This is a genomic window from Calothrix sp. FACHB-168, assembly GCF_963889195.1.
Classification (GTDB): domain Bacteria; phylum Cyanobacteriota; class Cyanobacteriia; order Cyanobacteriales; family Nostocaceae; genus Aulosira; species Aulosira anomala_A.
In genome coordinates this window covers 15,467-35,850 of sequence record NZ_CAWPNJ010000016.1, presented here as the reverse complement: position 1 = coordinate 35,850, position 20,384 = coordinate 15,467, and the positions used below count along the sequence as shown (strand labels likewise).

Sequence of the window (20,384 nt, the reverse complement as noted above, 5' to 3'; positions counted from 1 at the left end):
AAAATCTAAAATTCCTTGTCTCCCTTGTCTCCCTGCCCCCTGCCCCCTGCCCGCCTGCCTACCTATCCGCGGAGTAATGAGCAATGCAAGATTTAATCAAGCTGGATTTAGCTGATTTGGCGATCGCAATTGGGTTAATGGCGATCGCGGTTGGTTTATCTGCTTGGGAAAGGTTAGGACTAGAATTTAATTTCGTTGTCGCTACTGGGAGAACTCTTCTCCAATTAGCTGTTCTGGGATATGTTTTAGACTTCATCTTTGCTGTAAACAATGTTTGGGCAGTTGTGGGGATTGTAGTAATTATGCTGACGATTACGGCGATTGTCTCACGAAACCGCATCAGCCAAAAACTGCCCCGGTTATTACCTTGGGTGTGGGGGTCAATTTTTGTTAGTACAGCATTGACTGTGCTTTATAGCATTTTTTTGATTATTGAACCAGATAGATGGTACGAACCCAGATATCTCATTCCCTTGGCTGGGGTAGTTTTAGGTAATGCGATGAATGCAGCTGCGATCGCCGGGGAACGGCTGGTAAATACTATCAACTTATCTCACATAGAAATCGAAACTCATTTAAGTTTAGGTGCAACACCAGAGCAAGCTATTAGCCAATATCGCCGGGAAGCCATTCGCGCCGGCGTACTTCCTACCTTAAATCAAATGACGCTTATAGGGATGGTTGCACTCCCAGGAATCACCACCGGACAGTTACTAGCAGGAGTCAATGCGCCCGATGCTGTTTCCTACGAAATTTTGCTGATGTTTATGGTTGCTTTTGCTAACTTACTAACTACTGTTTTAATTACGCGCGGATTATCCCGTCAGTTCTTTAACTCTACCGCGCAGTTAATTAGATGAAATTTACTATGATTACAATTTGAAAAAATAATGTAACAAATAGGTAGGGGCATGACACATTGGTGTCAACTTAGGGAACTCCAAAAAATAAATTATGCCAAATTGTAGGGGCGGGGAAACCCCGCCCCTACTGTAGACTCAAAATTTTGAGGATATTTAGTCATCTTGAGATGACTTTGGCTATGAGACTAGGAATTCATTCCTAGTCGGGCTATGGGTTTCGCGTTAAGTTGACAAGTGCAATGCCATGCCTTCTAAAATATATTTATGTATTGCGGCGATCGCTCTATTTGCACCAAAGAAAAGAGCGATCGCCAGTATTATGCAATTAACCGATTAAGGTAAAACAACAGGGTTGTGCTTACCATTTTTATTTGCACCATTTAAAGGTGTAGTTACCATAATCTCAGCAGGAGATGGCGCTGTTTGAGAACGGCGTGATGAACTCTTGCGCCGCTTACCTCCCGCCTGGGCATATTCCGCGCTATCTTTACCATAATTGCTGCCTACACTCATTAACATCTTTTCTGAATAAGTGCTTAAATCTTCTTCAATTTCAGCGATACGAATTGCCATTTCATCTAGGCTAGAGAGTAAATTATTGTAATTTGATAGTTCGGTTTGCAAATTTTGAATCCGACTGTCGTATTCTGTTAAATTCAATCCCCTGCCAAAGTCTAGTGTCGGACTAATCCAGCGCATTCCGGCTACTCGCCGTAAAGCTTTTTCCAGAATAGGTGAACTGCGTGTTGGTCTTACCATGAAGATGCGCTCCTGAAGATAATCAGAGAATTACTGCGTATAATCTAGCCAAGGCAACTCTAAATCTCCATGAGAAATTATTCGGAAAATTCATCGCTAATTATCATCAATCTGATTGTTTTTACTGATTAATACGGAAATTTTTCTCAGTATCGGCTGCAAAATATTGTCGTCAATGTTGTGTTGATTGCAATCAAAGTTGTGTTGATTCGCGTCAACGTTGTGTTGATTGCAATTAAAGTTGTGTTGATTCGCGTCAATGTTGTATTGATTGCTTTCAAAGTTGTGTTGATTCGCGTCAATGTTGTATTGATTGCTTTCAAAGTTGTGTTGATTCGCGTCAACGTTGTATTGATTGCTTTCAATGTTGTGTTGATCGGCTTCAATATCGTAGCCAGGGAATTTATTTCCTGGCAGAATAATACCAATTTGGCAAAATATCACAAATGGGTAGGGGCATTGGCACTGCCATGCCCTCTAGAATATATCGATGCACTAACATTTGAATTGCTATCACAAGGAAGCCAGAGATAAAAAATATACAGTAGATTGCAAGCTGGTGAAGTATAGATAATTATCGGGGCACAGCAGTGCTGATGCCCCTACATGTCTATTTTATTTGCCAACGCCATCATGGCAATTCGCAAAAATATCACAAATCGCGCAATTGAGAATACCTTGATATTATTTGGCTAATAGTTGAGTAATTTCCCTTATGAACGAGCAAGAATTACTACAGGTAATTGCACAAGCCGCTAAAAATAGTGTAACGGAACTCGACCTCTCTGGTAACAATTTGACGGCTTTACCACCGGAAATTGGACAACTGCTCAACTTGCGATCGCTCGGACTCAGCAGTAATCAACTGAGCAGTTTGCCAGCAGAATTGGGACAACTGCTCAACTTGGAATATCTCAACCTCAACATTAATGAACTGAGCAGTCTGCCAGTGGAAATTGGACAACTGCTCAACTTGCAAAACCTTGATCTTGAACATAATCAACTGAGCAGTTTGCCAGCAGAATTGGGACAACTGCTCAACTTGCAATCCCTCGACCTCTACAGTAATCAACTGAGCAGTCTGCCAAGTGAAATTGGACAACTGCTCAACTTGCGATCGCTTCACCTCAGCAATAATCCACTGAGCAGTCTGCCAGTGGAAATTGGACAACTGCTCAACTTGCAAACGCTCCACATCGCCAATAATCAACTGAGCAGTCTGCCAAGTGAAATTGGACAATTGCTCAACTTGGAATCCCTCTACCTCTACGAAAATCAACTGAGCAGTCTGCCAAGTGAAATTGGACAACTGCTCAACTTGGAACTTCTCTGCCTCGACGATAATCAACTGAGCAGTCTGCCAAGTGAAATCGGACAACTGCTCAACTTGCGATCGCTCTATCTCAACAATAATCAACTTAGTAGTCTGCCAGCAGAATTTGGTCAACTGCTCAACTTGCAATCCCTCTACCTCAGCGATAATCAACTGAGCAGTCTGCCAGTGGAATTTGTCCAACTGCTCAACTTGCGATCGCTCTATCTCAACAATAATCAACTTAGTAGTCTGCCACCGGAATTTGTCCAACTGCTCAACTTGCAATCCCTCTACCTCAGCTTCAATCAACTGAGCAGTCTGCCAGCGGAATTCGGACAACTGCTCAACTTGCAAACGCTCGGACTCAGCTTCAATCAACTGAGCAGTCTGCCAGCAGAATTTGGTCAACTGCTCAACTTGCAAACGCTCCACCTCGACAATAATCAACTGAGCAGTCTGCCAGCGGAATTTGGTCAACTAATCAACTTGCAGAAGCTCTACCTCGACGAGAATCAACTGAACAGTCTGCCACCGGAAATTGGTCAACTGCTCAACTTGCAAACGCTCTTCCTCGACAATAATCAACTGAGCAGTCTGCCACCGGAAATTGGTCAACTGCTCAACTTGCAGAAGCTCTACCTCGACAATAATCAACTGAGCAGTCTGCCACCGGAATTTGGTCAAGGGACTTCCAGAGAATAAAGTACTCAATTTATACCAATTTGAAAAAAGAATGCGACACATGGACAAAACCCCTCCCCAACCCTCCCCTTGGCAAGGGGAGGGTGCCGTTAGGCGGGTGGGGTATCTGTCGCAAACATTTTTTGAATCGGTATTATTTAAGGAGATTTTTCTTTACTCCCCCTGCTCCCTGCCCCTCTGCCTGCATAGCGATTGGTTATTTTATTAATTGGAAGTCTCCAAATGGGTAGGGGCATGGCAGTGCCCATTGGTGTCAACTTAAGTTCTCTCACTTACCCGACGTACCGCCCGCAGGCTGTAAGCCTGGGGCTAACGTTACAAAGCCCACCTGCGTGGGCTAAATTTTCTTAGCCCACGCAGGTAAGCTCATGTTCAATTAGCCGCACCCTTCGAGGGTGACGGCGGTTGATTGGGTAAGCGAGGGGTTGGGGGTGAGGGCAAAAACCTTGCTACAAAGCGAGTTTCACGTTAAGTTGACACCAATGGGCACTGCCATGCCCTCTAGAATATATCGATGTGCCAACATTATTTAAATTGCTATCACAACAAAGCGAAAGATAAAAAATCTACAGCAAATTGCAAACTGGTGAGGTACAGATAATTATCAGGGCACAGCAGTGCTTATGCCCCTACATGTGTATGTTATTTACCGGAAATACCTGTATGTGGGTAATAACAAGGGCGAGAAAGCGATGTCTAAGATGGTCACTGAGCTTGCCGAAGTGCGGGCTACGCCTACGCACTTTTGCTTTAAATTGAGAAACTGTGTTAGCAGAGTTTAACAAAGCGCGCATTACCTGTGGAGAAATGGAGCCTTTTGTACTATTATTTACATATAAATTGCCGTGATTTAGAATATTTTGCTACTATTTGGCTAATAGTTCAGCGATTTCGCTAATGACCGAGGAAGAACTGCTACAGGTAATTGAAAAAGCTGTAATAGAAGGTGCAACAGAACTAGACCTCTCTGGTAATAATTTGACGGCTTTACCGCCTGAAATTGGCAAGCTGACTCAACTAAAAAAGCTAATTCTCGGCAAATACCGATATAACAAAGATGGTGATATTGTCGATACTATCCGGAACAAACTGAGCTATTTACCTGCGGAAATTGGATTGCTCAATCAACTTGAAGAACTTCAGGTTGTTGGTAATCGCTTAACTAGTCTGCCACCGGAAATTGGAAAACTGGTCAATTTGCAATCCCTCAACCTCAGCTTTAATAAACTTAGCAGTCTACCACCGGAAATTGGAAAACTGGTCAATTTGCAATCCCTCAACCTGGACAGTAATAAACTGAGCAGTCTGCCACCGGAAATTGGAAAACTGGTCAACTTGCAATCCCTCAACCTGGACAGTAATAAACTGAGCAGTCTGCCACAGGAAATTGGAAAACTGGTCAACTTGCAATCCCTCAACCTCAGCAGTAATCGCTTAACTAGTCTGCCACAGGAAATTGGAAAACTGGTCAACTTGCAATCCCTCAACCTGGACAGAAATCAACTGAGCAGTCTGCCACAGGAAATTGGAAAACTGGTCAATTTGCAATCCCTCTACCTGGGCAGTAATCAACTGAGCAGTCTGCCACCGGAAATTGGAAAACTGGTCAACTTGCAATCCCTCAAACTCTGGGATAATCAACTGAGCAGTCTGCCACCGGAAATTGGAAAACTGGTCAATTTGCAATCCCTCAACCTGGACAGAAATCAACTGAGCAGTCTGCCACCGGAAATTGGACAACTGGTCAACTTACAATCCCTCAACCTGGACAGAAATCAACTGAGCAGTCTGCCACCGGAAATTGTCCAACTGGTCAACTTGCAATCCCTCTACCTCAGCTTTAATCAACTGAGCAGTCTGCCACCGGAAATTGGAAACCTGGTCAACTTGCAATCCCTCTACCTCAGCAGTAATCAACTGAGCAGTCTGCCACCGGAAATTGGACAACTGGTCAACTTGCAATCCCTCAAACTCTGGGATAATCAACTGAGCAGTCTGCCACCGGAAATTGGACAACTGGTCAACTTGCAATCCCTCAAACTCTGGGATAATCAACTGAGCAGTCTGCCACCGGAATTTGGACAACTGGTCAACTTGCAATCCCTCAACCTGGGCAGTAATCAACTGAGCAGTCTGCCACCGGAAATTGGACAACTGGTCAACTTGCAAACCCTCAACCTGGAAGATAATCAACTGAGCAGTCTGCCACCGGAATTTGGACAACTGGTCAATTTACAATCGCTTGAACTCAAAGGCAACGAATTAATCACACTTCCGCCAGAAATCCGAAAAAATGGATTAAGAGCTATTCTTAACTTTTATAAGCAACAACTAGAACAAGAAAGTGAAGACCTATACGAAGCTAAATTCTTAATTGTTGGCGAAGGGGGAGCAGGTAAAACTTCTTTAGCTAATAAAATTCAAAATGAGAATTACACACTCCAGCCAGATGAGAAATCAACTGAAGGTATTGAAGTAATCCGGTGGCACTTCACCCAAACCAATGGCAAAGATTTTCGCGTTAATATCTGGGATTTTGGTGGTCAAGAAATCTACCATCAAACACACCAATTTTTTCTCACTAAACGTTCTCTCTATGCTTTAGTTGCTGATACTCGCAAAGAAAATACAGACTTTTACTGGTGGTTGAAGGTCGTTGAACTCTTAAGTGAAAATAGCCCAGTTATCATTATTAAAAACGAAAAACAAGACCGTCAATGCGAAGTTAATGAACGAGAATTACGGGGAGAATTTACTAATCTAGAGAAAGTCCTAGCAACTAACCTAGCTACTAATCGCGGGTTACCAGATATTAAACAAGCTATTCAAAACTACATTACTAGACTTCCCCATGTCGGCACACCTTTGCCAAAACTCTGGTTAAGAGTCCGTTCTGCTCTAGAAAATGACTCCCGCAACTATATTAGCTTTTACGAATACAAGGACTTTTGCCGAGTTAATAATTTAACTGACGATAAATATCAGCTGGATCTGAGTCGCTATCTGCACGACCTCGGCGTTTGCTTACACTTTCAAGATGATTCTACACTGAAACATTATGTAATTCTCAAACCAGAATGGGGAACGACTGCCGTCTACAAAGTGTTAGACAATAAAAACGTCAAGGACAATCTGGGACGTTTCACCAAGGATAATCTTCAAGATATTTGGCAAGATAGCGAATATGCTGATATGCGAGATGAGCTGCTGCAACTAATGATGCGGTTCAAACTTTGCTACCCAATTCCTAATAGTCCTAACAATTATATTGCACCGCAATTACTCGATATCGACAAACCTGAATATACTTGGAAAGAAACAAATAACCTGATTTGGCGCTACGAATACAAGTTTATGCCCAAGGGTATTATCACTCGCTTCATTGTGGAAACACACCCTTGGATTGAACAACAAAAACTCGTTTGGCGAAGTGGTGTTGTTCTCAACAAAGACCAAACTCGTGCGGAAGTTATTGAAAATTACAATTTAAAAGAAATCAAAATCCGTGTAACCGGAAACCGCAAGAAAGAATTGCTAGCAGTCGTAACTCACGAACTAGAAAAAATTCATAATTCTTTTGAGCGTTTGCAATATAACACTCTTGTTCCTTGTAATTGCAAAGAATGTGAAGGAAGCCTAACACCTCATTCCTATCCATTGGAAAATTTGTATAAACGCTTAAAAGCTGGACGCTATCAAATTGAGTGTGAAAAAAGCTATGAAATGGTAGATGTCCGCAGGTTAATTGATGATGTTAATTTGCCATCTGTGGAAGTAGAACGGAAACTAAATCCCGACATTTCACCACTACAAAACGAATTATCTCAAGAAAGAAATAAGTCATTTCAAAACAAAGCAATGATAAATTACCACGATTTCCAAATATTAGTTACAGCAGACCGCAAAATTCGCGCTTCCTCAGAACAAGGCGACGAATGGGGCGAATTGCAGTTGGATATGAAAAGAACTAAGCAAACATTAAAACTGATTGAGTATCTGGTGAAGCATGAGGAGAAAGATGCTGATTTACTCAAAGGATTAGGTGGCGAACTTTACCAAGCGCTTTTCCCTACAAGAATTCACGGAAGATTACAAGCGACAATTGCAGGCGCACATGCTGATGGTTACGAGGTACGCTTGCGCCTAGTGTTTGAATCTCCCGAATTAGCCGCCCTTCCTTGGGAATTTCTCTATGATGAGGCTACTAATACTTTTCTAGGAAACAACACTCAAACAGTACTCTCGCGTTATGTTGACATTCCCCTACAAAAGCGCGACATTAAAGACGCTAGTCTACCGCTAAAAGTGCTGTTAGTCATCTCTACCCCCAGTAACTTACCTCAATTAGATGTTGCTGAGGAAGAAAAACTAATCCGCGATGCTCTGAAAAAATACATAGATTCAGGCAAAATTGAGTTAGATGTGCTACCAGAAGCTACTATTCGCAACATCAATCAAAAGCTACGAGAAAAGCATTACAATGTTTTTCACTTTATCGGTCACAGTGAATTTGAGAACAATAAAGGCTGTATAGCTTTAGTAGATACCGATGGCAAATATAAATTATTAGATGATGAGGGTTTCGCCAATTTCTTTTTAGGTAACCGTAGCTTAGGGTTAGCTGTGCTAAATTCCTGTCAAGGTGCGACAGTGTCTAACAACCAAGCTTTTGCAGGTATCGCACCTAACTTAGTACGTCGGGGAATTCCCGCAGTAGTCGCTATGCAATATCCTATTCATGATACTACCGCCAAAGTATTTGCTGATGAATTTTACCGCACTCTTGCCTTGGGCTATCCTGTAGACGCAGCTATGCAAACCACCCGCAACGCGATTTCGATGGAAGTTGGTTTAGATAAGCCTGATTTTGCAACACCTGTGCTTTATATGCGGGCGAGGGATGGAATTATTTTGAGTGGGTTGTGAAGGTAATTATCTGGTTTACCCGATATACCGCCCGCAGGCTAGAAGCCTGGGGCTAACGCTACGAAGCCCACCTTCGTAAGCTCATGTACGATTAGCCGCACCCTTGAGGGTGACGGCGGAATTTGGGGATAAGCGATGGAATTATTTTGAGTGGGTTGTGAAAGGTAATTATCTGGCTTACCCGACATACCGCCCACAGGCTAGAAGCCTGGGGCTAACGCTACGAAGCCCACCTTCGTAAGCTCATGTACGATTAGCCGCACCCTTGAGGGTGACGGCGGGATTTGGGGATAAGCGATGGAATTATTTTGAGTGGGTTGTGAAAGGTAATTATCTGGCTTACCCGACATACCGCCCACAGGCTAGAAGCCTGGGGCTAACACTACGAAGCCCACCTTCGTAAGCTCATGTACGATTAGCCGCACCCTTGAGGGTGACGGCGGGATTTCGGGATAAGCGATGGAATTATTTTGAGTGGGTTATCTCGTTTCCAGCCTCCGGCTGGAAATGCGTATTGCGAGGCTCTGCCTCTTCTTCTGAATAAATTGAGGCAGAGCCTCAGGATCATCGCTCCCACGCAGAGCATGGGAGCCAGTTAGGAATTATCCTCAAAAACAGCGATGGCTCATTTTAAATGTCGCTGTAACAAACCAATAAATACCTCTGGCATTTCCAAATGGGGTAATATGCCCGTATCCGCAATTTCATAAAATTTGCGAATTGCCCCATAATTTAAATTAGCTAATCTTCTACCTAATTTAATATTGGTAAATTGTGCCTTTTCTCCCCAAAAAAACGTTGTGGGAGTTTTCAATTGCTGAATATATAAGCTTAAATCAAAATACAAGTCACCCCGCAAAAATGCCAAGGCGGAAAACTTAGCATTTGGCTGTTGGGCAGAGGCTAAATAAGCTTGTACCATTTCTGGCGTAACTCGTTCTGGCTTGGAAAACAGAAAATTTTGCAGAAAATTCCGCACAGCAAATTCATTTTCTGCACCAATGGCATAAATTAAATTATCCAATAATGGTGTATTGATAACTGATAAAGGCAATCTTCGTCCTGAACCTTGTCCAAAGTCATCAAAACCGGAAGGACAAACTAAAAATAAAGAATCGAATAAATCTGGTTGAGTAATAGCCAAGCGGAGAGTCAAAGCGGCTGTTAAGGATGAGGCGACAACTTTGACAGGTTGACGACAAGTTTTAGCGATAAATTCCGCGATCGCATTCAGATAATCTTTAATTTGATAATCCCATACAGGATGGGCAGAATCTCCCCACCCAAGTAAATCTGGCGCTAATATGCGGTAACTAGAAGCAAAGGACGGATATACTTTAGACCATTCGTAAGCTGACGCACCCCCGCCAAAGTTATGCAGAAACAGCAAAGGGGGTAAATCCACTGTATCAGCGATCGCCCAAGGTGCAGTTGTTTGAGTGTAGTAAACCATTGCACCCAATGAAGTATGAATAACTTTGTGTCCAAAGCCAGTAGGTTGGAACTGAAGCATAAAATTAATTATGAATTATGAATTATGAATTAAGTAGAGTGGCGCAATTAAAGATAGCTCATTTGTTAGAGACGCGATTAATCGCGTCTGTACAATTGTCATTTGTCATTTGTCATTACTCACCCTTCCCTTGTCTCCCTTGTCCTCTTTCCCTAGCCCCTAGTAATCTGCACAAGTTGTTGCAGGTTATCGCCACTGATATGATAAGCTGCGCCAAACCCGACGACGAAACGTCCTTCACTTGGGGTTAACTGGAAAATCCGAAAGTCATTTAAGCTCCGCAACACTTCAATAATTTCCCCAAATCGCTGTTGAAATTGCTCAACAATGTGATTCCATTGATCGGTATCCCGTTCAATTAAACTGGCTTTGCAATCAAAACTTAAACGCCGACGAGTAAAAATTTGATGAGTCTGGCTTTCATCCTCAATAAATAAAACACAAACATGAGGATTGGCATAAATATTTTTCGTGTGCGTCGCCAAACCGCTAACGTAAATATAAATATTGTGAGCATTATCCATGACAAAGGGCGCATAACTAGCGTTAGGTATTCCCGCTTCGCTCACGGTGCTAATAATGACACTTTCAAATTGTGCGGTAAAATTTTCGTACTCAGCTTGAACTTTCTCCAGTTGGCTCATAAGCTAATTCCTATTGAATAAGTAGCAATTCAATAAGTATCCTAACGTTGTTTCTTAACTGTGGGTATTAGACAAGATTTCTCCCGCATACCCGAAAAAACGCCCGCAGGCTAAAAGCCTGGGGCTAATTGTACCAAGCCTGCAAAAGCAGGCTTGGTACAATTAGCCGCACCCTTATAGGGTGACGGCGGATTTCGATCTCGGCAACATGTCAGCTAAATCTGCCTTAATTACAGTCACCCGTCAAAAATTCCTTCAATTGTACAGACGCGATGAATCGCGTCTCTAACCAATAACCAATTTTTTAAACTTGGACACACTTACCACTAATTAAACGTCTAAATACGAGGCGATGGTATGAGCAGAAATTACCTGCTTCGTTGCGTAAAAATTAAGAAAGATTGCAGATTTATATCTGAGGAGGTTTGACTTTCAATAACCTTTTAAGATTGCCATTCTACTTCGATTGAGGAGAAAAATCTTGATGTCTAAAAATAATTTATTACATTCTTTAATAGCAATTACACAGAGTTTATTACCTAATTCCGGCATTACCAGAGATATTGGAATTCAGTCATTAAAAAATAACACCAAAAAAGCTTCCGTAGTTAAGTTTTGTTTACTATTACTCACTGCTAGCAGCATGGTAACTTTTCCGGCGGTGGTGATTTCTCCACAAACAGCATTGAGTAGTGAAGTGGTGCAAACAACGTCTTGGCGAGAAGTGTTGAATATTAATAATTTATTTCAGCGAAGGCGCAGACGTACAGCTGCTAGGGGGAATTTTTGCCCAATTTCGCCAGGGGTACAGGGAGAGATAACGCAAACTTGGAGCGATCGCCCTTTATTCATTTGGCAAGGTAATATTCAAACTATCGGCTTACGCAGTCGTGGTAGCGACACAGATAATTTATGGAGTCAATCTGTAGAAGCGCAGCAGAGTGTAAATTATACAGGCGAAAAACTGCAACCAGGGAAAATTTATGAATGGACGGTGTATAGGGGTACGAATCCGACGATGTTTGTCTCATTTCAGTTGATGGATAGCCAAAAACGCGATCGCATTACCAAAGAATTACAGACTCTCGAAACTGAACTGCAAACTAAAAAAGCCAACAAAGAAGCGATCGCTTTAGCCAAAGCTAAGTATTTTGCCCATCAACAGTTATGGTCAGATGTCTTACAACAAGCTTACTCTGTATCGGAACCATCTGATGAACTCAAGCAGATTCGCCAAGATATCGCCCAACAATTATGTAACGCCGCGCCAGTAGATAACAATAGTGCGGCGACACCAGAAAGAAAGCTAGGGGATAATTAAAAGTGACGCGCAAGTAAATTCACTTGGGGACTTACAAAAAATCAATTACCTATATTCCGTAGTGCGAGCAGCGTTCGACTGAGCGCTCACGCCGAAGTCTTGCTCGCTGTTGTTCTAATGCGAGCGAGACGCTCACACGACAAATTGATTGGGTATTTAAAAAATTGGATGTCCCTTGCAGTAAGGTATTTATAGTTGAGGAGATTTAACGATGAAAGGTTTAAAATTAGCAGTTGCAATTTTAACATTCGGAACATGCGGAACATTCGCGATCGCTTCCCAAGCTGAAGCCAACAATTTATCCCCCACACAACCAACACAAACCATTATTGCCCAAACTCCCACCACACCACCTGCAAGTAACAGCACAGTCGCCAGCTACTTGAAACGGGGGATTGATAAATTCCAAGCCAAAAACTTTTCCGGTGCGATTGAAGATTTTAACCAAGCGCTGAAGCTAGAACCAAAAAATACCTCAGCTTATGTAGGAAGAGGTGCAGCTAGGTTCTTATTAGAGCAATTTCCAGCAGCTAAGACAGATTTTGACACAGCACTAGAAATTTCCCCGAATATTGCCTACGCTCATTATTTTCGCGGTCTTACCAATTATGCCTTAAAAAATAAACCAGCCGCGATCGCTGATTTACGCAAAGCATCCACACTATTTCAACAAGAAGGAAACCAAGAGTTAGCGCAAAAAGCCGAAAACGCCGTCAAACAGATAGAAGCTAATTAATTAGTCATTTGTCAGAGACGCGATGAACCCTTGTCTGTACAATTATCATTTGTCATTTGTCAAACCAATCCACATTTCCATACGTAATTAACATTGTTTTTCGTAGGGGCGGGGAAACCCTGCCCTTATTTGCGGTTTCCCCGCCCTTATTTTTGAATTTTGAATTTTGAATTTTTAATTGTTAAGTGCGTTTCTTGTGCAAAACATCAAGAGGTTATTTCTCAAGAAATGTACAACTATTTCTACAGCCAGACGAGTTTATTTAAAGATTGAATCAATATCTAACCTCAGACATCCACCTATTTATTGATAATTAGAAACTCTCTCCAGAGAAAGAACTCTTTAGGACTTTTATTTTCTAAATTGATGTTAGTAAATGCAAGATTTAAATTCCCACAATAGCTATGACTAACGAACCTAAAGAGCAAATTAACCAACCAGTAAGTAAAGATTGGCATAGTCAAGACGAACCCAACGTTAAAGAAAGAAAATTAACCGCCAATCCTGGAGATAGAATAGCTGACGAACCCCAATCAGTTGAAGAGAAAGCTAAACAAATAGCTGTAGATTCACCAGACATTACCGGAGATCATATTACAGTTCCCACTTATTTTGTGGTTGACTACCCCGATGGTGAACAGAAAGCGCTTCACCACGTTAAAGACGCTGAAGAAATTTCTGATGTAATTCGTCAAGCCAGAGTTGACGAAAACGGTAATCGGATTTGGTGGTAATTTGATAATCTGATCCCAATTTAAAAAACAGATTGGTAGGGGTATGGCATTACCCATACATGTCAACTTAATGTTAAACCCTGATTCCATCTAGCTCCCATGCTCTGCGTGGGAGCTTAGATTTATGAGGCTCTGCCTCAATTTATCAGCAGACGAGGCAAGCAGCACAAGAATCCGTATTTCAAAAGGAGACTGGAAACGAGATATAGAAAAAACAATGTAACAAATGGGTAGGGGCATGGTATTGCCCATTGGTGTCAACTTAACGTGAAACCTGATTACCGCAAGGAACTGAAGTTCCTTGCTAATAGTAAAAGTCATCTTTAGATGACTAAATATTCTCAAAATCTTGAGTCTACTTTAGTAGACTTGAGCTATTAGCCTGAGAATTCATTCTCAGGCGGGTGGCAAAGCTAAGACAGAGGCTATTTTTAGCTTAAGTTGACACCTATGGGTATTGCCATGCCCTATTATTGTACGGACAGCGATACCCACCTAAATAATTATTTAATTTTTAACAATTATTTAGCTTTAAAATTATAAAAAACTTGCAATAACCCAGATTCATAAGTTTTGACATTTGTTAACTCTAATAAAGTTTCCAAACTAGAATCTTTTTCAATCAGAGGAATACCATCACCCAAGATAATCGGATGAATTGAGAGAATTAACTCATCAATTAAACCGTGATATAGGAAATATTTAATTATCTCTCCTCCCCCAACTAACCAAATATCATTGCCGCTAGCTTGACGCAAATTGTTGATAAATTCCTGCAAATCACCACCAACAAATTCTACATTGTCGTCAGCTGTACCTTGCAATTTATGGGAAAAAACAAAAGCTTTTTTACCTGGGTATGGATATTCACCAAAACTCTGGATTGTTTGATAAGTTTTATTCCCCATCAAGACTGTATCAATTTGGTTAAAAAACTCGGTGTAGCCGTAATCCCCATCTGTAAATAGCCAATCAATATCTCCTGATTTTCTGGCAATATATCCATCAAGACTAGCGGCGATAAATAACCTTATTTTTCGCATAATCCCTTAATTTACTAACAAGGTGAATCAATTTTGGATTTTGGATTTTGGATTTTGGATTTTAGATTTACCCCATGCACGCCACTTGCTTTAATCCGGGAAACCCGTCCACCGCAGTGGCTTATGAATGCAGGGGCTTCAATTAAAATTTTTTGATTTTGGATTTTATACCAATTCAAATAATGTTTGCGACACATCAATATATTCTAGAGGGCATGGCAGTGCCATGCCCCTACCATCTGTCGCATTCTTTTTTCAAATTGGTATTAGATTTATTCCACGAATAAATTCGGGGGCTACCCTGCGGGAACGCTACGCGAACAGACCAGTTTAGATTTTAAATTTTGAATCTTCAATCCAAAATTTAAAATCTAAAATCTAAAATTCGGTGAGACCAATTCAAGTATTCCCGAATTTACATCTGTGGCTGAATTTTTGAGAATTGGTATAACAGACAAATCCCCTTATATCAGCAGTCGGTAGTCAGTCACCAAAACAACTGACAACTGACAACTGACTACTAACATTTTAATTAATTCTGACGCGGAAGCGCACAAATCCCGATTGGGTGGTAGGAATATTGCCTAATTTGACAATTACTGTCCCATTAGGATTATTGCGATTTTCGCACACATTACTTTCGGGAATCTGTTCTATCGGTGTTAATGCGGGGAAAAATCTTCCCTGATCTGCACCTACTCCGCCACCTGTAACAGAAATACTGTTAGGTACATAGGTAGTACCTGTAGGAATCAAGTCACACAAATTAATATTTTCTAATGACTGTTCGGTGCGGAAATAAATTGTATACTCTACTTCGTCACCACTTTGGACTATTCCACCGCCATTTTGCCCATTTGGTGATACGTCAAATACACCAACCGCAGTTGAGTTGAATGTATTATCATTGCTATCATTGGGGTCATCAACAAAAGTATTGAATTGAGTAGTGGGAGCATTTGCTCTGGCGATCGCGGTAATTCGCTTCACCAAAAAGATATTACCATCGCCACCCGCACCAGTACCAGGACGGCGGAAACCAAAATCTACATCTGTCCTTGATTGATTTGCTTGTAGCGTCACATCTACTTGTGGATTCCCAGTGGTAATTTGCGGAAATTCCTCAGGCTCAATTACTGTAACTCTGTAGTTACCAGCTGGCAACTCGTTGAAGTTGTAATTTCCGCTACCATTAGTATTGGTTGTTTGCGTAGTATCATCAGCATTACCCAAAATACCATCATTCCCAGGAAATCTCAAGTTCACAGTAACATTAGCAATCCCTGGTTCGTTGGCATCTTGTTGAGCATTGCCATTAAGATCATTGTATACAGTATCACCAATCGAACCATTACCAGCAACCGGATTCCGCAAACCAAAATCTACGTCTGTCCTTGATTGATTTGCCTGTAGCGTCACATCCACTTGGGGATTCCCGGTAGTAATTTCGCTAAAATCGTCTGGTGTAATCAGTGAAACTCTGAAGTTACCCGCCGGGAGATTATTAAAGATATAATTCCCGGTGCCATTGGTAGTAGTAGTTCGGGTAGTATCATCATCATTACCCAAAATACCATCATTCCCCGGCAGCGTCAGGTTAAGCGTAACATTAGGAATCCCTGGTTCGTTGCTATCTTGTTGTCTATTACCGTTGATATCGTTGTATACTGTATCGCCAACCGAACTATTACCGGTTACCGGACGCCGTAAACCAAAGTCTACGTCTGTCCTGGATTGATTTACTGGCAAATTCACATCTATTTGCGCATTACCAGTAGTAATTTCGGTAAATTCCGTAGGTGGGGTAAGTGTAACTCTGTAGTTTCCTGCTGGCAGATTATTAAAGTTATAGATTCCGTTAGCATTAGTAGTGGTGGTTTGGGTAGTATCATCATCATTACCCAAAATCCCATCATTCCCCGGCTGCGTTAAGGTCAGGGTGACATTAGAAATCCCTGGTTCGTTGGCATCTTGTTGACCGTCGCCATCGATATCATTGTATACAGTATCGCCAATCGAACCGGGAACGCCAGTAGTTGGACGCCGCAAACCAAAGTCTACATCTGTCCTGGATTGATTCGCTGGTAAATTCACATCTATTTGGGCATTACCAGTAGTAATTTCGGTAAATTCCGTAGGTGGATTAAGTGTAACTCTGTAGTTTCCTGCTGGCAAACTACTGAAATTGTAGTTTCCGTTGGCATTGGTAGTGGTGGTTTGGGTAGTATCATCAGCATTACCCAAAATCCCATCATTTCCTGGTTGCGTTAGGGTAAGAGTGACATTAGGAAGCCCTGGTTCGTTGCTGTCTTGTTGTTGGTTACCATTAATATCGTTGTATACTGTATCACCAATAGAACTATTAGCAGGTGGACGGAAACCAAAGTCAGCTGAATCGATATTCTGCCCAGCCGTTAAAGTAATGGGATTAGGCTGAGTCAGAGTAGGAGTAAATCCATTAGGTGTTTGGGGTACTGAGGCTGTGTATTGACCTGCTAGTAAATTAGAAACTCGGTATTGACCGTTATTATCAGTTGTAGCTGTGCTAACTTCATTGCTATTAATATTTCTGATTTCCACTCCAACGCCGGGAATTCCTGGTTCACCAGGGTCTTGAGCATTATTACCATTATTATCATTAAAAACAGTATCGCCAATCGAACCTGTGGGAACACAAATATTGATTTTAGCTAGACCTATAGTCTCATCTTGGAGTGGTTCACCATATTCTTTTCCTGGTTCGTAGAACACGCTAATTTGTGTAACAGCACCAGACGGCGCGATCTCAACGTTGGCACTGTTAGTATTAGGGAAAGCATTTTCGTTAATGCCCTCTGCTACTACGCTATTACCATTGTTAGTAACTCTAGTATTTGTACCGATTGCCCTACCAGTTAAGGAAACAGGTGCAGATCCATTGAATGCTGTCACTACAATCCGATCTTGAAATGTTTCCCCCTGATCTCGCGCACCATCTCGGTCAACATCCATAAAGGTCAAGGGTTTTGCTAAGGTAACTGGTTGATCGAAGGTAATGATCATTGTGGAATTACCTTGCGCGGGGTTTTTGTCCACACCAATATTCCAGCGTAGATTTGGCCCAGCGATCCCGCCGTAAATTTCTCCGGTTCCGTCAATCCTTGTCACTTGATTGTCTTCAATGACGCCTATGTTTCCAGTGTCGGTGACTGTTCCCAGGGGGGGAGGATTATCAATAAACTGAAAAGTCGCCCTAATTCCGCCATCATTCAGGTTTTGACTTAAAAAGTCTGTCAGATTATTGGTGGGAGTCCAGTCAACAGTTGCCGATCTTGTATTAGCCGGACAGGTAGGGTTCTGTGTCTGTGCTACAGCTTTTTGCTGGGAAAAACTGCCGAAAGGAATTTGCGGTGCGGTTAACAGTAGGGTGAGAAATGTACTTCTCAGGGGTGGAACTAGATTTTTCAATAAAGGTTTCATTACTGGCTTCCTAAAACAAGATGTAAATTTTTTAACTGGGCATGGGGCATGGGGCATTGGGCATTGGGTGGAGACGCGATTAATCGCGTCTCTACAAGAGTCGCCTCTGCCTTATCTCCTTCGCGGTGGTTCTAATTGCAAGTCTTGTTCTTGGCCTTCAATGATGATGTCTATACCTCGGACATCTTTGTAGATAATTTCGGCACGGCGATCGCGTGCGTAATCTACGCGGCTACTACCTTCACTGACTCTCTGAGTTTCCCCTAAGGTGCGGATTGTCATCCGTTCTGGGGCTACACCTTGGCGTAATAAGTAATTTCTCACAGATAATGCCCTTCTTCTACCCAAGGCGAGGTTATATTCATTGCTGGCGCGGGGATCGGTATGTCCTTGGATTTCGATGACGATCTCTGGGTATTGTCGCAATACTTGGGCTACCCGATCCAAAACGATCGCACTCGCTGGACTAATAAAGGATTTATCTAAGGCAAAGTGAACGTTTCTCGGTGCGCGAATTCTTAATGGTGTGGGTGGAATTAAGGTAGGTGGTGGTGTGGGTGTGGGTGGTGTCGGTGGTGGCGGTGGTACTGGTCTAGAGGTACATTGGGGAATGGGATTTTGCCGACTTGCGGGTGGTAAGCTTGGTGTATTTGTTCTGGGGCCGATAAAAGCCGCGATCGCAGGTTCGGATGTGCCATATTTGGGATCGGTGGCGATCGCACTAACTATATCCCCAATTTTCACATTAGCTACTGTAATGCTAAATCGCCCTTTCTCATCCACTGGGGCGCTAGCTAAAGGTTGACTTAATGCACCGTAACCAGTTTCATATATTGCTTGCTTACCTTGTTGATAATCTCCCAGGCGATAAATTGTCACCTCTGAACCCGGATCGGCTTTCCCTGCTAAGGTGACGCTGTTACCATTGGGCAAAAATTCCCGTGTGGTAAATTCTGGGGCATTAATTGCAGCGTTACCTGTATCTAAGCGACGATTCCCCGAATTCCGTTTAGGATTTGGCCCGTCACCTCTTTGAAAATCGCTGACATCTAAATTTCTTTGGGCATTTAAGTCAATACTTAAACCTTCCAACGCTACGAAAGAGTTATTTTGAATAATATTGCGTTCAGTTTGGGGAAAAGCTGATACCACTACCCCCGGCCCGGTTTGGTAGGAAATTTCGTTACCTGTAACTTGATGTTCGCTACCCATCAAATATACTGCTGCCCGGCGCAATCTTCTGCCATTGTAGGTAATGCGGTTATCGCGGATTTGGATATCACCTTGAGGTTTAAATAAATACACACCTGCGCCATCATTGGCACAAATTAAGTTACTGGTAATGCGGGATTTATTCACTACACCTTCTATTCTCAAGGCATCTGGCATCCCGGCAATCCCATTACCGACAATGATATTTTCTTGAACTAAAGTATTTTCACCCCGCACCGAGGTAATAATTGCACTACCATCATGATAGTAAATGCGGTTGCGGCGAATGGTTGTGCCTTGGGAATTAAATACGTAAACTCCGAAAGCTGATGTCGTTTCCGGCATTTTCTCTTCTGTCGTCAACCCCAACCAATTATTTTCAATCACCACATTTTTCGGCGGTACATCTCTGTCATAGAAAGGAAACGCGCTGTTAGGCGGTTGCTGCTGGGTGGTATTGGGTGGAGGTAAACGGTGAGAAATTACTATATTCCCTGGAGGCGTGGTCAAAGTTACCGGCTTGGGCACGCCATCGTAAATTAAAATATTGCCTAACTGCTGCTTAATGGCACTGGCATTAAATCCGTAAAGACTCAAGCCGCGAATTGTCACACCATCAGCTACGACAGTTAAACCGCGAAAAATTTCTTTATCTGGTGCAGGTGCGATCGCAACTACTGGAATGGGAATGGCAATTTCTGCTGTCGCTGAACCAGTAGCATCATATCCCGGTTGCGTCCCCCCATCAATCACTAACCCCGGACTCGCCAAATCTGGTAATTGAGACTGTAATAAAATTGTCGTAGCATTTGCAGGCAAACTAAACTCAATTCGCGAACCGCCCTCAGTTAAAGGTTGAATTAATGCCTTTTCTGCACTGCTAAGTTGAGCAACTGTTAGGGTACCATTGACTAATTCAATGGCTTCCCGCAAAGTTAGCTGTTCGTCAGGCTGAATATTGCCATCTTGATTGCTGTTAACTACTATCCGTAATGCCACGGGTGCAATAGGTACTGTTTGACTCACAGCCACCCCAGAACCGACAAGGCAAAAAGTTAACGGTAAAATGCCCGAAAATCTCAAAAACCTCTCCTGTCTCCGCGTCCTCTGCGTCCTCTGCGGTTGATTTTTCCCTTGCTTTTTGTACATCACTCACT

General features: G+C 42.4%; 13 protein-coding genes. 7 read left to right on the top strand and 6 right to left on the bottom strand.

The window, feature by feature from the left end; translation table 11 throughout:
- Positions 1–83: 83 nt before the first annotated feature.
- On the top strand, positions 84–860 hold the full coding sequence (locus AACW45_RS08945) for an ABC transporter permease (protein WP_190632663.1): 777 nt from the start codon (positions 84–86) through the stop codon (positions 858–860).
- 336 nt (positions 861–1,196) lie between these two features.
- Here the strand turns inward: AACW45_RS08945 and AACW45_RS08940 are convergent, their stop codons facing one another.
- Complete coding sequence (locus AACW45_RS08940; protein WP_190632662.1) at positions 1,197–1,622, bottom strand: hypothetical protein; 426 nt, start codon at positions 1,620–1,622, stop codon at positions 1,197–1,199.
- A 180-nt stretch (positions 1,623–1,802) separates the two neighbouring features.
- Between AACW45_RS08940 and AACW45_RS08935 the strand changes: the two genes are divergently transcribed.
- The 3 genes from AACW45_RS08935 to AACW45_RS08925 all read left to right on the top strand — a co-directional run bounded on the left by AACW45_RS08935 (position 1,803) and on the right by AACW45_RS08925 (position 8,565).
- Positions 1,803–2,156, top strand: a complete 354-nt coding sequence (locus AACW45_RS08935; RefSeq protein WP_190632661.1) for a hypothetical protein — start codon at positions 1,803–1,805, stop codon at positions 2,154–2,156.
- A gap of 181 nt (positions 2,157–2,337) precedes the next feature.
- Positions 2,338–3,639 (top strand): leucine-rich repeat domain-containing protein, encoded by a 1,302-nt coding sequence (locus AACW45_RS08930; RefSeq protein ID WP_190632660.1) that lies wholly within the window; start codon positions 2,338–2,340, stop codon positions 3,637–3,639.
- Between the two features lie 897 nt (positions 3,640–4,536).
- Positions 4,537–8,565 carry a leucine-rich repeat domain-containing protein gene (locus tag AACW45_RS08925; protein ID WP_190632659.1) on the top strand — a complete coding sequence of 1,343 codons (4,029 nt, stop codon included), beginning with the start codon at positions 4,537–4,539 and terminating at the stop codon, positions 8,563–8,565.
- A 625-nt stretch (positions 8,566–9,190) separates the two neighbouring features.
- On the opposite strand, the gene AACW45_RS08920 is transcribed toward AACW45_RS08925, so the two are convergent.
- Together AACW45_RS08920 and AACW45_RS08915 are read right to left on the bottom strand one after the other, a co-directional pair.
- Positions 9,191–10,078 (bottom strand): alpha/beta fold hydrolase, encoded by an 888-nt coding sequence (locus AACW45_RS08920; RefSeq protein ID WP_190632658.1) that lies wholly within the window; start codon positions 10,076–10,078, stop codon positions 9,191–9,193.
- 152 nt (positions 10,079–10,230) lie between these two features.
- A complete protein-coding gene (locus AACW45_RS08915) occupies positions 10,231–10,722 on the bottom strand; it encodes a HugZ family pyridoxamine 5'-phosphate oxidase (RefSeq protein WP_190632657.1) in 492 nt (163 codons plus the stop codon).
- Positions 10,723–11,206: 484 nt separating this feature from the next.
- Between AACW45_RS08915 and AACW45_RS08910 the strand changes: the two genes are divergently transcribed.
- The 3 genes from AACW45_RS08910 to AACW45_RS08900 all read left to right on the top strand — a co-directional run bounded on the left by AACW45_RS08910 (position 11,207) and on the right by AACW45_RS08900 (position 13,513).
- Positions 11,207–12,043, top strand: a complete 837-nt coding sequence (locus tag AACW45_RS08910) for a hypothetical protein (protein ID WP_190632656.1) — start codon at positions 11,207–11,209, stop codon at positions 12,041–12,043.
- Between the two features lie 211 nt (positions 12,044–12,254).
- Positions 12,255–12,779 (top strand): tetratricopeptide repeat protein, encoded by a 525-nt coding sequence (locus tag AACW45_RS08905; RefSeq protein ID WP_190632655.1) that lies wholly within the window; start codon positions 12,255–12,257, stop codon positions 12,777–12,779.
- A gap of 404 nt (positions 12,780–13,183) precedes the next feature.
- Positions 13,184–13,513, top strand: a complete 330-nt coding sequence (locus AACW45_RS08900) for a hypothetical protein (RefSeq protein ID WP_190546634.1) — start codon at positions 13,184–13,186, stop codon at positions 13,511–13,513.
- A gap of 521 nt (positions 13,514–14,034) precedes the next feature.
- Here AACW45_RS08900 and AACW45_RS08895 read toward each other — a convergent pair.
- The 3 genes from AACW45_RS08895 to AACW45_RS08885 all read right to left on the bottom strand — a co-directional run bounded on the left by AACW45_RS08895 (position 14,035) and on the right by AACW45_RS08885 (position 20,376).
- Positions 14,035–14,556, bottom strand: a complete 522-nt coding sequence (locus AACW45_RS08895; RefSeq protein WP_190632654.1) for a dihydrofolate reductase family protein — start codon at positions 14,554–14,556, stop codon at positions 14,035–14,037.
- A gap of 528 nt (positions 14,557–15,084) precedes the next feature.
- On the bottom strand, positions 15,085–18,072 hold the full coding sequence (locus AACW45_RS08890; protein WP_190632653.1) for an SdrD B-like domain-containing protein: 2,988 nt from the start codon (positions 18,070–18,072) through the stop codon (positions 15,085–15,087).
- Between the two features lie 54 nt (positions 18,073–18,126).
- A complete protein-coding gene (locus tag AACW45_RS08885; RefSeq protein ID WP_190632652.1) occupies positions 18,127–20,376 on the bottom strand; it encodes an OmpA family protein in 2,250 nt (749 codons plus the stop codon).
- Between the last annotated feature and the right edge of the window lie 8 nt (positions 20,377–20,384).

Bases quoted from the DNA above. Each gene is read 5' to 3' on its own strand.
- AACW45_RS08945 (WP_190632663.1), top strand. From the start codon at position 84: ATGCAAGATTTAATCAAGCTGGATTTAGCTGATTTGGCGATCGCAATT.
- AACW45_RS08940 (WP_190632662.1), bottom strand. From the start codon at position 1,622: ATGGTAAGACCAACACGCAGTTCACCTATTCTGGAAAAAGCTTTACGG.
- AACW45_RS08930 (WP_190632660.1), top strand. From the start codon at position 2,338: ATGAACGAGCAAGAATTACTACAGGTAATTGCACAAGCCGCTAAAAAT.
- AACW45_RS08925 (WP_190632659.1), top strand. From the start codon at position 4,537: ATGACCGAGGAAGAACTGCTACAGGTAATTGAAAAAGCTGTAATAGAA.
- AACW45_RS08920 (WP_190632658.1), bottom strand. From the start codon at position 10,078: ATGCTTCAGTTCCAACCTACTGGCTTTGGACACAAAGTTATTCATACT.
- AACW45_RS08915 (WP_190632657.1), bottom strand. From the start codon at position 10,722: ATGAGCCAACTGGAGAAAGTTCAAGCTGAGTACGAAAATTTTACCGCA.
- AACW45_RS08910 (WP_190632656.1), top strand. From the start codon at position 11,207: ATGTCTAAAAATAATTTATTACATTCTTTAATAGCAATTACACAGAGT.
- AACW45_RS08905 (WP_190632655.1), top strand. From the start codon at position 12,255: ATGAAAGGTTTAAAATTAGCAGTTGCAATTTTAACATTCGGAACATGC.
- AACW45_RS08900 (WP_190546634.1), top strand. From the start codon at position 13,184: ATGACTAACGAACCTAAAGAGCAAATTAACCAACCAGTAAGTAAAGAT.
- AACW45_RS08895 (WP_190632654.1), bottom strand. From the start codon at position 14,556: ATGCGAAAAATAAGGTTATTTATCGCCGCTAGTCTTGATGGATATATT.
- AACW45_RS08890 (WP_190632653.1), bottom strand. From the start codon at position 18,072: ATGCCCCATGCCCCATGCCCAGTTAAAAAATTTACATCTTGTTTTAGG.
- AACW45_RS08885 (WP_190632652.1), bottom strand. From the start codon at position 20,376: ATGTACAAAAAGCAAGGGAAAAATCAACCGCAGAGGACGCAGAGGACG.